This is a genomic window from Bacillus sp. FJAT-22090, from assembly GCF_001278755.1.
In the GTDB taxonomy this organism is placed as follows: Bacteria; Bacillota; Bacilli; order Bacillales_A; family Planococcaceae; genus Psychrobacillus.
In genome coordinates, this window is sequence record NZ_CP012601.1 from 2,964,167 (window position 1) to 2,979,406 (window position 15,240).

At 35.6% G+C, this 15,240-nt stretch carries 15 protein-coding genes and 1 riboswitch; of the genes, 12 read left to right on the forward strand and 3 right to left on the reverse strand.

Annotated elements, in window-relative coordinates:
* Positions 1-458 precede the first annotated feature (458 nt).
* The 4 genes from AM499_RS14840 to AM499_RS14855 all read left to right on the forward strand — a co-directional run bounded on the left by AM499_RS14840 (position 459) and on the right by AM499_RS14855 (position 4,607).
* Entirely contained in the window at positions 459-1,904 is a 1,446-nt protein-coding gene (locus AM499_RS14840; RefSeq protein ID WP_053590940.1) for a sensor histidine kinase, read from the forward strand.
* 1 nt (position 1,905) lies between these two features.
* Entirely contained in the window at positions 1,906-2,592 is a 687-nt protein-coding gene (locus tag AM499_RS14845; protein ID WP_053590941.1) for a response regulator transcription factor, read from the forward strand.
* Between the two features lie 173 nt (positions 2,593-2,765).
* Positions 2,766-3,500 (forward strand): ankyrin repeat domain-containing protein, encoded by a 735-nt coding sequence (locus AM499_RS14850; protein ID WP_442853772.1) that lies wholly within the window; start codon positions 2,766-2,768, stop codon positions 3,498-3,500.
* A 24-nt stretch (positions 3,501-3,524) separates the two neighbouring features.
* The gene (locus tag AM499_RS14855; RefSeq protein WP_053590942.1) at positions 3,525-4,607 is read left to right on the forward strand and encodes a hypothetical protein; all 1,083 of its coding nucleotides are present in this window, start codon (positions 3,525-3,527) and stop codon (positions 4,605-4,607) included.
* Between the two features lie 50 nt (positions 4,608-4,657).
* Here the strand turns inward: AM499_RS14855 and AM499_RS14860 are convergent, their stop codons facing one another.
* Entirely contained in the window at positions 4,658-5,617 is a 960-nt protein-coding gene (locus tag AM499_RS14860; protein ID WP_053590943.1) for a 2-hydroxyacid dehydrogenase, read from the reverse strand.
* Between the two features lie 153 nt (positions 5,618-5,770).
* Positions 5,771-5,877, forward strand: a riboswitch (TPP riboswitch).
* 79 nt (positions 5,878-5,956) lie between these two features.
* On the opposite strand from AM499_RS14860, the gene AM499_RS14865 reads away from it, so the two are divergent.
* The 6 genes from AM499_RS14865 (at position 5,957) to AM499_RS14890 (ending at position 10,407) form a co-directional block, all read left to right on the forward strand.
* On the forward strand, positions 5,957-6,547 hold the full coding sequence (locus tag AM499_RS14865; protein WP_053590944.1) for a YkoF family thiamine/hydroxymethylpyrimidine-binding protein: 591 nt from the start codon (positions 5,957-5,959) through the stop codon (positions 6,545-6,547).
* Positions 6,540-7,121: an ECF transporter S component gene (locus tag AM499_RS14870; RefSeq protein WP_053590945.1), complete on the forward strand. Its 582-nt coding sequence runs from the start codon at positions 6,540-6,542 to the stop codon at positions 7,119-7,121. The genes AM499_RS14865 and AM499_RS14870 overlap by 8 nt, the downstream gene beginning before the upstream one ends.
* Positions 7,108-8,484, forward strand: coding sequence for an ABC transporter ATP-binding protein (locus AM499_RS14875; RefSeq protein WP_053590946.1), 1,377 nt, complete (start codon positions 7,108-7,110; stop codon positions 8,482-8,484). Before AM499_RS14870 ends, AM499_RS14875 begins: the two co-directional genes overlap by 14 nt.
* Complete coding sequence (locus AM499_RS14880; protein WP_053590947.1) at positions 8,465-9,220, forward strand: energy-coupling factor transporter transmembrane component T family protein; 756 nt, start codon at positions 8,465-8,467, stop codon at positions 9,218-9,220. The genes AM499_RS14875 and AM499_RS14880 overlap by 20 nt, the downstream gene beginning before the upstream one ends.
* Positions 9,221-9,300: 80 nt before the next feature.
* Entirely contained in the window at positions 9,301-9,801 is a 501-nt protein-coding gene (locus tag AM499_RS14885; RefSeq protein ID WP_197275561.1) for a DUF1697 domain-containing protein, read from the forward strand.
* A 237-nt stretch (positions 9,802-10,038) separates the two neighbouring features.
* Entirely contained in the window at positions 10,039-10,407 is a 369-nt protein-coding gene (locus tag AM499_RS14890; RefSeq protein WP_053590949.1) for a VOC family protein, read from the forward strand.
* Between the two features lie 33 nt (positions 10,408-10,440).
* Here the strand turns inward: AM499_RS14890 and AM499_RS14895 are convergent, their stop codons facing one another.
* A complete protein-coding gene (locus tag AM499_RS14895) occupies positions 10,441-11,637 on the reverse strand; it encodes a DUF418 domain-containing protein (RefSeq protein WP_053590950.1) in 1,197 nt (398 codons plus the stop codon).
* Between the two features lie 113 nt (positions 11,638-11,750).
* Here AM499_RS14895 and AM499_RS14900 point away from each other — a divergent pair, with 113 nt between their 5' ends.
* Positions 11,751-12,455, forward strand: coding sequence for a response regulator transcription factor (locus tag AM499_RS14900; protein ID WP_053590951.1), 705 nt, complete (start codon positions 11,751-11,753; stop codon positions 12,453-12,455).
* Position 12,456: 1 nt separating this feature from the next.
* Positions 12,457-14,130: a sensor histidine kinase gene (locus AM499_RS14905; protein ID WP_053590952.1), complete on the forward strand. Its 1,674-nt coding sequence runs from the start codon at positions 12,457-12,459 to the stop codon at positions 14,128-14,130.
* Between the two features lie 71 nt (positions 14,131-14,201).
* Here the strand turns inward: AM499_RS14905 and AM499_RS14910 are convergent, their stop codons facing one another.
* Positions 14,202-15,239: a ribonucleotide-diphosphate reductase subunit beta gene (locus tag AM499_RS14910; protein WP_053590953.1), complete on the reverse strand. Its 1,038-nt coding sequence runs from the start codon at positions 15,237-15,239 to the stop codon at positions 14,202-14,204.
* Position 15,240: the final 1 nt, after the last annotated feature.

Genomic DNA, 15,240 nt, shown 5'->3' on the forward strand with positions numbered 1-15,240 from the left:
CTATATTTTAATTAGACGCACGGTCCTTGCCTCCTTCTAATACCCGTTTAGGTAATTTTTAATCATCTTTATACCAAAATAATTATGCAGCCATAATTTCCAAAAAATTGGTACGTCTAATTTATAAGTGTTAATACTACTAAACTTATATACCCTTCGCAAATAAAACAAGAAAAAAAGCATTCCAAAATTATTCAATTTAGAATAATCAGTTACATATTTAAGTGAAAATAGATATATATATAAGTAATTTATTAGTTTATCAATTAGTATTTAGTTAGGTAATTCGAATTAATCGAACCTTTTTTAAAGAATATAGTTTTGTTTGAGCATTTTTCATTAATACTGAAAAAATATGCTACAGAATTTCTTATAGATATTTATGTAGTTTTCATATAAATTTTATATAATTTTAAGATTTGTGTGATAGGCTTCAATTAAGTTAAGGGGTGAAAAATATGTCTATTAAAATGAGATTTTTGTTATCTTATGTTGGAGTGATACTTATTTCTATCACCTTACTGTTAGTGGCTGGATTTCTAATTATTTTTACGATTACTGGGGATATTAGATCTATCGAGCATTTTTATAAAAAAACATATGTTCAAAAACCTTTGACGACGGTCGAAGAAAGTGCGTTTCTAGATTTAAAGCTACTAGCTAAAAATAATCCTACCCTGCTACTTTACGAAGAACAGTTGAAGAAAATCGAACAAGAGGATATCGAACTTGTCGTTAGAAAAGGTAACAGTATTGAGTATGCTTCCCCCACACTTGATGATGAGAATATATTGATTAAATCTCTTCCTGGATTTGAGGAAACGAATATAAATAGTCGTGATTCGATAAAAATCGATCACTCATTTTACACTTATGTGAAGTTTGACTTTTATTTTCCTGACAATAGCAAAGGAAGCATTTTTGTCTTAAGACAGGCCAGTTCCTATGCTGAATTGGCTCGAGAGTTGTTTCCAATCCTATTTGGTCTACTACTTTTTCTATTTATTATGATTATTGGGATTTTAAACTATTTTGTTTCACGAAGCATCATTCACCCTCTTTCTAATCTTAAAAATGGAGCCAACCGAATAAAATCAGGAGATTTAAACTTTGAAATCCAAACGACTTCCAATGATGAAATTGGTCAATTAAATAAATCGTTTGAAGAAATGAGAATAAAATTAAAAGAATCGGTTAATCTCCAGCTGCAATATGAAGAGAATCGCAAAGAGCTTCTTTCAAATATTTCACATGATTTAAAGACACCTATTACTTCTATAATTGGATATGTAGAAGGAATAAAAGATGGTGTAGCTAATTCTCCAGAGAAAATGGATAAATATTTATCCATTATCCACTTAAAAGCTAGAGACATGGATTCTTTGATAGATGAGCTATTCTTATTCTCCAAGTTAGATTTGAAAAAGGAACCATTTTCTTATGAAACAATCGAACTAACGGAATATATGAGAGATTATGTTGATGAACTTCAACTGGAATTAATCCAAGAAGGAATTCAGATTTACGTTGAGCTAATGCACAAGCCAATGTATGTTACTGCAGATAGGGAGAAGTTAAAAAGAGTGTTGGTCAACTTAATCAACAATAGTGTGAAGTATATGGATAAAGATCAAAAGAGTATAACCATTTCCCTTTATGAAGGAGATAATGATATTACTGTAAAAATAGCTGATAATGGCCAAGGTATAGAACCGTCTGCTCTTCCCTATGTATTTAATCGTTTTTACCGAGCAGAGCAATCTAGAAATTCACGTTTAGGCGGTAGTGGTTTAGGTCTAGCGATTTCAAAACAAATTATTGAAGAGCATGGAGGAAATATCTGGGCAACTAGTGAATTCGGAAAAGGTACGAATGTTTTCTTTTCCTTAAAGAAAGGGAGATAATATGAAAAATATTTTACTTATTGAAGATGAAGTGAGTATTGCCGAATTACAAAGAGATTATTTAGAAATAAATGATTTCAATGTAGACATTGAACATACTGGAAATGTAGGTCTTCAACGTGCCCTTAAAGGTAACTATGATTTGATAATTCTAGATATCATGCTTCCAGGGATAAATGGTTTTGATATTTGCAAGCAAATACGTGCAGTCAAGAATATCCCGATATTGCTTGTTTCCGCTAAAAAGGAAGATATCGATAAAATTCGAGGACTCGGTTTAGGAGCTGACGATTATATAACAAAGCCCTTTAGCCCTAGTGAATTGGTCGCTAGAGTTAAAGCGCATTTAGCACGTTATGAACGCTTATCCGGGAGCCCAACCAAATCAAATACGATATTCATACATGGTATCTCTATCGATAAATCCTCACGAAAAGTTAATATTAATGGAGAAGATTTACCGTTTACTACAAAAGAATTTGATCTTTTAGTGTTTCTTATGATGCACCCGAACCAAGTATTGAACAAAGAGCAACTATATGAGAATATATGGGGTTTTGATTCAGCAGCAGATGTTTCTACTGTGACTGTCCATATAGGTAAACTTCGTAGCAAAATTGAAAGAGATCCTGCACACCCAAAATTATTAGAAACCGTTTGGGGGGCAGGATATCGCTTTAATGTTTAAGCTTTACTACCGACCGTTACTTAGGTTTTAGTAACGGTTTTTTTAATTGTATTAAGAAATGTTATGAATAAGTTTATCTTTTTTTAAGAAATTATTTAGATGGATTTTAAAATCGTAGGTTAGGATGATTTTAGGCAGAAGTCTAAAAAATATTTTTAAGGAGGAAAAAATAAATGAGAAGTCCAACCAAGTGGATAAGTAAGATATGGTTGGCGGTAATAACAGGATTGGTTCTCACACTTCAAGGATGTGTATCAAATATAGGGGAAAGATCCATCAAACAAGATAGGGGAAGTGAAATCGTGGGAGAAGAAATGGAGAAAGAATTATTTCAAGCAGCTGACCGTGGAGAGATTGATAAAATTAGAAGTATTTTGAAGGATGGCGTTAATATTAATGTCCAGGATGCAAACGGACGAACTAGTATTATGATTGCAACTTATAACAACGATGTGAAGACTGCGAAGTTTCTAATTGACGCGGGTGCAGATGTCAACATTCAAGATGACATGAAAAACAATCCTTTCCTATATGCTGGCGCAGAAGGATTTCTTGAAATTCTGAAGCTGACGATTGATTCTGGAGCTGATCCAAGCATTACTAATCGATATGGAGGCACTGCTTTGATTCCAGCTTCCGAACATGGATACGTAGATGTAATCGAAGAACTTTTAACACGCACTAATATTGATGTGAATCATATTAATAATCTAGGTTGGACCGCTTTATTAGAAGCAATCATTTTGAATAACGGAAATGAAACCCAACAGAAAACAATTCAATTGCTCATAGATCATGGAGCTGACGTGAACATCCCAGATAATAATCAGGTAACACCATTACAGCATGCTCGTGAAAAAGAGTTTAAAGAATTGGAACAAATTTTGTTAAAAGCAGGGGCATTATAAATTAGTTACTTAGGAGATGACAAGATGAAATCAACAAAAATATTAACACCTATACTTCTTGGATTAACGCTTGCAATAACTGGGTGTAATAATGAAGCACAAACTAAGCAAAGCGATCAAAAGCAAGAGCAACCTCAAAAGGAAACACAAAACGTCACACAAGCACAGATTACAGAATTACAACCATTAAATGCAATGACATTACAAATTACCTTCTCTCAGCCACTGTCAGAGGATGATGTTAATCCAGAAAACTTGGATACAATTAAACAAAATTTTGAATTTGATCATGATATGAGTATCGTGAATGTTCCTAGGCTAAAAATCGGGGCGGAAAGTACATATATCGTTCCTGTTACCATTCACAAACCAGGTACAACATATACATTAAGCTTTAAAGGCGGTGAAAAACAATCCTTTGAGGCAAGTGAAGAGAAAATTAATATAAGTAAAACCATGCAAGTGTCAAATGACACCATTGAAATAGAGTCTTTTAAAGAAGATGGTGTAACAGATTATGCTAATATTATTGAAGCATATCGAGCTGGTAGAGGGAATCTTTCTTTTCAAGTAGATGATGAAAACAAAGATGAAAATGGAAATCAGTATGAAGTGATTTCTTCCTTAAGAGATCGTACAGTGACAATAACATCAGATAATGGAGAAAAAATAACAGCGAAATATATTCCTTTCACGCAAGCAGCGGATGGTAGACAAGCACCCAAATTCCGTCTGCCAGAAGGGCAATCGTTAACGCCAGGTACAGAATATACGGTTACATCTGATTGGGGAGAAATCAAAAATCCAACCTTTATAGGAGAAGAATTTGCACCACTCACGATCCAATCAGCAGAAGCAATCGATGAAAAATCATTCGAACTAACATTAGATAAAGACCCAAGTATCGAGCTATTTGCTGGTCGCAGCGTCCAATTGCAAGGGGAGGATGGCAGCATTGTACAAGCACAATATCGCTTCTCTTCTCGTCAAGGGGCAGTCGGAATCTTCGATATTACTGATAACACATTAAAGTCAGGAGTAAAATACACAGTTGCACCGTTGAACAACTGGGCTACAGCCAATGATATAACTTTAATAGCCAAGTAAAACGAAATACCAGATCAAAAGCAATTAACATCGCTCTGATCTGGTATTTTTTATATTACTTTATTCTTTGGCTCTTTATTCTCCAAAACAGCTGCAATATCATCTGCATTCATTTGCATCATCGCCATTCTTGTTCGAATACTCGCACTTCCAATATGTGGTAATACTGTCACGTTCGGCAACGTTAGTAAAGGATGATCTAGTGGCACCGGCTCTACTTCAAATACATCAAGGCCAGCTGCCCAAATTTTATTAGTTGTTAAAGCTTCATACAATGCTTTTTCATCGATAATGCCTCCGCGCGCCACATTAATAATTGCTGCAGTTTCCTTCATAAGATTTAGTTCACGTTCACCAATCAACCCTTTTGTTTCAGCAGTTAATGGCGTTAATAAAACGATAAAATCCGATTCTTGTAATAATGCATCGAGCTCTACATAAGTGAACCCGAATTGTTCTTCCGCTTCGATTTTACGAGAGCGATTGTGATAGAGAACTTTCATATCAAACCCTTTCGCTCGTCTCGCTACTGCCTCCCCAATACGTCCCATTCCAATAATTCCAAGTGTTGCACCAAATACATCCATTCCTGTTAACTGCATTGGTGACCATGATATCCACTTACCTGCTCGAAGATCCCGTTCTGCTTCTGTCACGCGTCGTGCAGTAGCTAGAAGTAAAGAAAACGCAAGATCTGCTGTAGTTTCAGTTAATACACCTGGTGTATTGGTCACAATTATTCCACGCTCTTTCGCTGCCTCAACGTCAATATTGTTATATCCTACCGCTAAATTACTGATTACTTTTAGGTTTGGCAAACTTTCAATTAATGCACGATCTACCTTATCGGAAAGTACTGTCCAAAGTGCATGTGTATCTTTCGCTTGTGATTTTATTTCATCATAGGTCATCGAAATCTCATCACTGTGCCACATCGTCACGTCAAATTTTTCTCTTAATGGGTTTACTACTTCGTCTGGTAGTTTTCGTGTTATAAATATTTTATCCAAATTAGCACCCTCCAACTATTTCTGATGGTTCAAGCATGGACGAAAGAAGGAAATTTTGCAACTACATTTACATTGATAGTTTCATAGGGTATACTGGGGGCACATAAAAAAAACAGATTGTTTTGAACAAAAATCTGTATAACTACATACCGTTTTCTGCACTGGGGGTGCCCACTATGGCTGAGATGCGAGCTTTTTGCTCCGATCCCTTATAACTCGATCAGGATAATACCTGCGTGAGGAAGTGCGGTGACTTTCCGACTTTTTTCATATTGGATAAGTGGCTGCATCTTCACGGATGTAGTCTTTTTTTATGAAAAATTTTAGGAGGTTTTTTATATGCAATGTGGTTTAAGCCCTATCGTCGGATTTCGTTTTTCTTTACATCCGATGACCAATGATTTTATTTCAGTAATTAAAGGTGCGCTTCGGGAAACGGATACATCGAATGTGTGGATGCATACAGACGATGTATCAACTGTCATTCGCGGAAAACAGGTACATGTGTTCAATGTCGCAAAGTCAATTACACTGCATGCAGCTAAGACAGGTGTTCACATTGCTTTATCGGGTACCTTTTCTGCTGGCTGCCCTGGAGATACTGCTGGGGATGTCTATTTAGATAAAGGAGATGATGTTGCAAATAATGACACGACAAAGCAATATGTGTCATCTCAATTTGCACTTTATCCGATGAATAACCCAAATTATATGGATGTGATTTATAGAGAGGTTGAGCGTGCAAAAGAACGAGGTGTTTTCAATGAATCCATGCATTATGCAAGTGGTATTCACGGGGATATTCATGATGTGTTTGCATTTTACGAAGAAACATTCACACATGCTCGCTCAGAAGAATATAAGCATTTGGTAATGACTGTTTCGATGAGTATAAATAGTCCTTCGCATGGAGGTATTTTGAATGCTTAAGTCTTGGAAGTTAAAAGAGATTGTCCTTATGTCTTTATTTGCTGTTGTGTTTGGGATTGTATATTTATTATTTGTTCATATCGGTAATATTTGGTCAGGATTTATTGGTCCGATAGCATATGAGTGGATTTTTGGTATTTGGTTTATCGTATCAATCATTTGTATGTATATCATTCGTAAACCTGGTGCAGCTGTCATCTCAGAAACGATTGCAGCGGCGATTGAAGTGTTACTAGGAAATGCTGTAGGACCTCGATTAATACTTTCAGGGGTTATTCAAGGACTAGGTGCCGAAGCAGTGTTTGCCGCAACACGCTATAAACGTTTCGACCTTTGGGTACTGATGCTTGCAGGTATCGGATCATCCGTTTTCAGTTTTGTATATGGTTACTTTTTAGGAGGGTTTACTGTATTTAGCACTGGATATGTGGCTTTGATGTTCGGTATTCGAATATTAAGCGGTGCACTTATAGCTGGTGTTGGTGGTAAAGCTTTGTCGGACGGACTACTTGCTACTGGTTCGCTTAGAGGCTATGCAATTTCTCGCTCGAATAAAGGTGATGTTCGTGCATGACATAATTCAGTTTACAGATGTGAGTTTTCGTTATCCCGATGAGGACAAATGGATATTGAACAAGCTTACATTTACTATTCAAGCTGGTGAACGTGTAGTAATTACAGGTCCAAGTGGTTGTGGAAAGACGACATTACTTTATTTATGTAATCGCTTGTTTCCTGATAATTGCGATGGAATTTTAACTGGCTCTGTTAAATTATTTGAAAAAGAAAGTACTTCATATATTCCCGGGGAAATAAATCATCGTATTGCGACTGTTTTTCAAGATCCCGATGCACAATTTTGCATGCAAACTGTAGAGGAAGAACTAGCATTCACCCTTGAAAACTTGCATGTTCCCAAGGAAGAAATGGACAAAAGAATTTGTGAAGTACTTACGCTAACTAACTTGAGTGAATTTCGACATGCTACTATTCAAAAGCTTTCTGGCGGTCAAAAACAACGCATTGCAACTGCTTGTGCACTCATCATGGAGCCTGAAGTTTTGTTGCTAGACGAACCAATCTCTCATTTAGATCCATATGCTGCGAAAAAATATGTTGAGTGGTTGGATCGTTTACAAATGAAAAGAAAAATGACAATAGTTGCTATAGAGCATCGTTTGGATTTATGGGGAGAATTTTTTGATAGAAGTATTCCATTAATTCAAGGAAAGTCGAGTTCCCCCTTAGAAAGAAGAAAAAACAGCTTGAAAGAAGATGTATCAATAGTTGTCAGTAAAATAAAGGCTCAGCCCTTCTTAAAAGAAACCTCTTTTTCATTAAAGCAAGGGGAAATTGCTGTTTTAGCAGGTCCAAATGGTAGCGGTAAGTCCACTTTGTTGAAGGCACTGTGTCAGTTAATTCCCACTAGCGGAAAGGTGGAACCAAGTTTTTTAGGGTATGTTCCGCAATCTCCCGAGTTTTTATTTATTACGAAAAGTGTACGTGATGAAGTAGCTTATGGCGGAGGCAGTAATGCAGAAGAAATACTTACTCGATTGCAGCTCCAGTCAGTATCAGAGGCACATCCCTTTGCAGTAAGTCACGGCCAAAAGCGTAGAGTGGCTATTGCCGCGATGCTATGTGACGGACGAGAGGTTATTTTAATGGATGAACCTACATCTGGTCAGGATGCTGCAGCATTATCTGAGTTATTTCAATTAATTGATGAGCGTGCTCGTTCAGGGGCAACTTTTGTCATCGTTACACATGATATGGAATTTGCTTACTGTCTAGCCGATTCGATTTTACTGATGAACGATGGACGTTTAACTGGGAAGTTTCCAGCGAGTGATGTTTGGAAAAATGAACGTTTATTATTGGAGCACCATTTGCTTCCTCCGAAAGGATTGTTAAGTTATGAGAAATGCTTTGCATAAAATGAATCCTTCCGTGAAGTTTTTATTAATAACCGTCTGTATGTTAACGATGGCATTTTATTTTGACCCTTGGACTCCCCTTGTATTTTGGGGTGGAGTGCTTGTGCTGCAAATATTGTTTAGCCGGATTAATTGGAAGAAGTGGTCGTTATTCATGCTTCCATTTTTTATAACTGCAATCGGTTATTTCTGGACTACACTTGTTTTTTCCGAAGATCAATCGGGAATAGTTATTTGGTCATTGTGGAGTATTGAATTTACAGAAACACAATTGAATCAGGCAATGTCCTTAAGCTTTCGTGTATTAGCATTTTCTAGCTTGTCCTTAATGTTTGCGTTGACGACAAATCCTGTGACGTTTGTGTTGAGTTTGATGCAACAATTAAGACTCTCTCCTAAAATTGCTTATGGCATTATGGTAGGTTATCAGTTTTTACCGGTTTTGAAAGACGAATTTACACAGATCGGGCAAGCACATAGGTTAAGAGGGGTCGGGCGCGAGAAAAATGCCATTCAACGTTTGTTTGGCATTCGGAGAGTTTTGATTCCAATGCTTGCTGGTGCTGTTCGGAAAGCGGAACGAGCCGCATTTGCAATGGAAGCTAGAGGTTTTACTGGTGAACGCAGAAGTAGTTATTTTCACGTAATTACCGTTGGGAAAGTAGACGCTATAATAGTTACTTTGTTTTTATTGGTATTAGTTTTAAGCTGCACAAACAAATTTTGGTTAGGTTAATCATTTTTATTATTTACTCCTACTTTTATTTAGATAAGATAAAAGTAGGAGTTTTTTATTTGAGGATGGGAGTGCTGAGAATGACATTTGTCGCTTTACTACGTGGTATTAATTTGGGTGCAAAAAATAAAGTGGATATGAAATCATTGAAGGTTCTTTTTGAAGAAATGGGTTATGAAAACGTGCGGACTTATATACAGACCGGAAATGTCATTTTTGATAATACAGCTTATGATATTCTTGAAATGGAAAGAGAGTTGTTTGAAACTTACGGCTTTGACATACCTGTTGTAATAAGGAACAAAGCAGAGTTGGAAGAGATACAACAGCACCCCATTTTCTTAAAAGAACAAGTATATGTCATGTTTATAGCTAATGAAATATCAGATGAACAGCAAGCATTACTCGACAGCTTAATAGATGATGAATTTGTCGTATGGAATCGAAAAAATATTATCATTAATCTTTCGAAGAATTATCATCAAACGAAATTTACGAACACCTTTTTTGAGAAGAAGCTTGGTATGGTATCTACAGCACGTAATCAAAATACAGTAAATAAAATTTTGTTGAAAATGTAGGAATTGTGGCGTTTGTGTCCGGATAAGATGGATTTCTGACCGTATAAACAAATTTCCGTCCGCATAAAAATTTTTATAACCGTATAGGACAATTTCTGACCGGATACTACAAAAATTTATGTCCACATGACGCTTATGACATAAGTTTTTCTTATACCAAACAATAATTACTATAAAATTTTCAAATGCCTGTTTGGAGCATATGATGAAAGTAGAACGAAACAAGGAGGACTTGTCATGTCATTCATCTTTAAATCTATCGATCATGTTCAATTAGCTGCTCCAAAAGGTTCAGAACCAATTGCTAGACAGTTTTTTGGTGAGGTTCTAGGATTCAAAGAAATAGAAAAGCCAGAAGCTTTAAAGAAAAAGGGCGGTGTTTGGTTTGAATTTGGTAATTATCAAATTCATATAGGCATTGAGGAACCATTCGCACCAGCTAAAAAAGCACATCCTGCGTTCCAGATTGAAAATCTTGAATCATTAAAAGAGCATTTAACAAATAAAGAAATTAACTATATTGTTGATTATGATCTGCCAGGTGCAAATAGAATTTATATACACGATCCATTTGGAAACAGAATGGAGATTCTAGAGTGGATTTAACTTAAAGTATAAGAAACAAAACACCCTGGTTTATTAAACCGGGGTGTTTTCAAGTTCTACTCGCTTTTTCAATAATTTCCTACTTTTTCTAACTGACCCATTCCATGAAAAATTGGTCCAGATTCTCATTATTATTTCTAGCGGTCCGCGACGGAATTTTTTCAAATACAATGTACTACTTAGACATTGCACAGCAAAGATTACGAGTCCTAGAATTATACTATTTAACATTCCGAAGTCTCCGAAAACTCCTAAACCGTATCCATAAAATATGGTTGTACATATAAGACTCTGCGAAATATAATTTGTTAGAGAAAGCTTTCCGACACTTTCAAAACTGCGAAATACGATAGAATTAGAAAATGAAGTAAATAGTATTGCAAATAGAGAAATATATCCTACAGAAAGAAGCTGGGCACCAAGATTTAATAAGATAGCAGACCAAGCATTTTCTTGAAGAAGTATACTACCACTCTTTAACGCAAGACCAATTGGTAAAAGTATCGCTCCGACTTTATACCATTTTTGTTCCATTCGCGGTCTGGTAAACAGGTTCCCTTTTGCTGCAGCCATCCCAAACAAAAATAGTGGAGCTGTCATAAATGGGGCTAGAATTACTATGAAAAAAATAAAGTACTTATCTTCGAATACTAGCGGATTTTCGGTATTTCGATGATGCTTAATCTCTTCATAGGTTCCGTTTTTATAAATATCATTTGTTTTAACAATATAGGAAGATAATTTTTCTACTTCTTCTTTTGTTTCTTCTAAAATTCCATAGCCCATAGCACTTGTTAAAAGGAACAAAATAACTCCCCATATAATAAGTGTTTTTTTCTTCCTGTTTATAAACATCAATAAAAAGAAACCCATAAATCCGTAAAATGCTAAAATATCTCCTTCCCACAAAAAAGTCCCGTGCAAAATCCCAAGTGTTATTAGCAATATGAATCGTCTAATTAAATGCCATCTCACTTTTACTTCCTTATTTCTTAAAGATTCAACCATCTTAATAAGTGAATAACCAAAAAGGAAAGTAAAAATTGGCATGAAGCTACCCTCTACTGCTATTTTTATAAACTTATATGCCCATGTATCCATACCCGAGAGAGAAAAATAAGAAATTTCATCTTTTCCCCATATTCCATACTGAAATATAAGCATATTAGCTAGTAATATACCGAATAGACTAAGCCCTCTTAAACTATCAATCAATTTTACTCTTTCCATTTAAAACAAATCCCCCTAGAATTTCGTATCACTCCTTTGTTAGTATAAAATAGAAAGCTTATGACAGAATGAAACGTACCTTAAAATATTCTTAAATTTTGGAGTGGTTATTGGTGTTAGATGCGAAAATATTAGTAGTGGATGATGAACAGGCTATCGGAGATATGGTTGATATAATTCTAAAAAAAGAAGGATTTACCCATGTTGATGTATGTACAAATTACAAAGATGCAGACTTACTCATTTCACATAATAATTATGATCTATTGATATTAGATATTATGCTCCCAGATGGAACTGGACTAGATTTAGCGAAAAAGGTCCGCACAAAATCAGATGCACCAATCTTTTTTTTAACAGCAAAAGCAAATGATGCAGATAAGCTTCGTGGTTTCATGTACGGAGCCGATGATTATATTACCAAACCATTTAATCCAATGGAACTCGCAGCTCGCGTAAAAGTGCAGATGAAACGGTATACCTCCTCCTTCTTAAAGCCTTTATCGAAGCAAGTGTTTGACTTTGGTAGGTTCCAATTGAACGTAGCAGCAGCTGAATTGACTGTAGCAGAAGATACTTCTGTTTTAAGCGGAAAACTTTTTCATTTACTCCAATTCTTTTGCGAACATCCTGGGCAGGTCCTTTCAAAAGAACAAATTTATTCTCAAGTATGGGGAGAAGAGCATTTTATTGATGATAACACGATAATGGTTCATGTCCGAAAGCTACGAGAAAAAATTGAAGTTAACCCAGGTAACCCTCAACTTATTTTAACTATCCGTGGAGTCGGATACAAACTCATTAGTAAGGAGAATTAGTATGAGTTTATCAGGGAAAATGACTACACGATTTTTAGCATATTTTGTTATCTTTTATAGTGTATTACTTATTGTGTCTATCGGACTGATAGTATATTTTGTTTATGATCTAATCGAGAGCAATAGTTACTCTGATATTCGTGAATTAGATGCATTTGAACTTGAGTCCGATTTTACCAAGGATTCAAATGGGGTCTATCATTTATCTCAAAAGTTAATAGATTCAGCGCATGAAAATACAGGACTTGTTCAATTAATCAACAAGAATGGCAAAGTCCTAGCTAGTTCAGAAAATAACAGTAATTGCTGTGAAAGCTACACTTTATCACAATTTGTAGCAATGACAAAAACAAAAGAGGCTTTTGTTTGGGAACAAGGCGATGGCTTATATATAGTATTTATCGAAAAACATCCTGCCACACAGTTATTATCTATGATAGTTCAAGAAAATATCGGAAGTTTATCGCATGAAACCAAAAAGAAACTAGATGATGCAGACGCAAGCCTAGAAATCTATACGACAGAAGGTAGACTAAAACAAGTTGTTTATGGTGACAAAAAACAAGCACTCAGTGGGATTGAAATACTCGCTAGTTCCCATAACTATTCTGAAAGAAAAGAAGTTGTTGCTTCAGAAATACTTGAAGATGGTACCATCGCTGTCGTCCGAATGAATAATTCAAATTATTATCCCTTTGAACCCGCATTTTTAGATGGGATGAAAAAGTTTGGAATAGGACTTCTTTTATTTCACCTCATTCTTTTTTTCTTTACTATTTTATTCTCTTTTTGGATTGGGAATCGCTTTGGCCGACCTGTTTTATTTTTTCTTAAACGTATCGAAAAGTTAGCCGAGCAAGACTATAAACCTTTAGATGATCGTAGATTAAGAACTAAAAAGACCGGACGTTTTAAACGAAAATATCGTGTATACGAAGACATTGATCGATCACTTTCCAGATTAGCAAATACGTTAGAAGCTAATGAGCGAAAAATAATGCAGACTGAAAAGTTACGCGAAGATTGGATTACTGGTTTGTCACATGATTTAAAAACACCACTTAGTTCTATTTATGGATATTCCACTATGCTTGCTTCTGATGATTATGACTGGTCAAATCTAGAAGTTAAAAATTTTGCAAAGACTATGCAAGAGAAGTCGAACTATATGGATGCTTTAATAGAAGATTTAACATACACGTATCAATTAAAAAATAATGCAATTGCTATCAATAAAGTCGATGTGAATCTTTTAAGTTTTCTTAAGATGTATGTTAAAAATTCTGTTTGGGGAGATATACAAGACCCCCAAGGAGACAACCATGCACATGTTTTTATTGATCCAAAATTATTCGAAAGAGTTCTCGATAATTTAGTCGGAAATGCGATAAAGCATACCCCTATAGGAACAAAAGTATATTTAAAAGTAGACCAAATGAAAGATACTGTTCAATTAACTATTTGGGATGAAGGAAAGGGAATTCCAAAGGAAGAGCTTGAAAGCCTGTTCGACCGCTACTATCGTGGAACAAATACCACTTCGGAAGTATCAGGAACCGGGTTAGGACTAGCTATAACGAAACAGCTTGTGGAAGCACACGACGGACAAATACATGTAGAGTCAAGTGACAAAGGAACAATTGTAACGATCATACTGCCCACTTCTGTAAGTTAGTTAGAAAACTAAAAGCATCCATCAATCAAAAATGATTGATGGATGCTTTTTTGATAAAACAAAAACCGTTCTTATAAGTCATCAAATCCGTTATCTTGCACATTTACCTTCACATATTGTCGAGATTTTTGTTCAAAAAAGTCGGTTTTTCCTAAATCTACTTCTTCATAAGCTTTGATCCACTTTAATGGATTTTTGCGATATTCGGGGAATGGACGGTCATAGCCTAACTGGTTGCATCGTACATTTGCGTAAAAATAAATATATTCTTCCACGTCCTCTATATCTAAACCGTCTATTTTATCACCGATTACCTCACGTGCCCAGTCGACCTCGAGCTGTGCTGCTTCTCGGAAAATCTCCTCCACTTCACTCGCACGCTCAGGAGTATCAAATTGTGGATACTCTGTTAATAACTCTTTATAAATCTTTACGAATAAGTCAACATGCAACTGTTCATCCCTATTGATATAGTTAATCATTGTGCTCGTAGCGACCATCTTTTGATGTCTGGCAAGATGATAGAAAAATGAGAAGCCCGAATAGAAAAACAACCCTTCTAATATGACATCATATACAACAGAGCGCAGTAAGTTATCCACATCCGGCTGCTCTGCGAATTCTTCATACCCTTTTAAAACGAAGTCATTTCGCTTTTGCAAAACAGGCTCTGTGCGCCAGAAATCAAATACACGGTTTTGCTCATCTTTGGAAACTAAGCTAGAAAGCACATATGAATATGAATGATTATGAATCACTTCCTGCTGCGCTAGAATAATCATCAATGCATTCAAGCTAGAGTCAGTCAAAAAGTCTGCTACTTTTCCTGCAAAGTCTGTTTGAACACTGTCTAAAAGGGCAAGCAAACCAATTATTTTCAAGAATGCTTCTCGCTCATTATCTGTTAGCCCCGAAAATTGCTTAATATCATTGCTCATATTAATTTCAAAAGGGGTCCAAAAATTTCCAAGCATTTTTTTATACTTTGGATATGCCCAATTAAATCGTACATCGTCCCAGTTTAATATATTGGAACTTTGGCCGTTTACGATACTAGTAGAACGGTTTGGCGCTTCTTTATCCATTAATTTTCTTTTTTCTAATTGCATA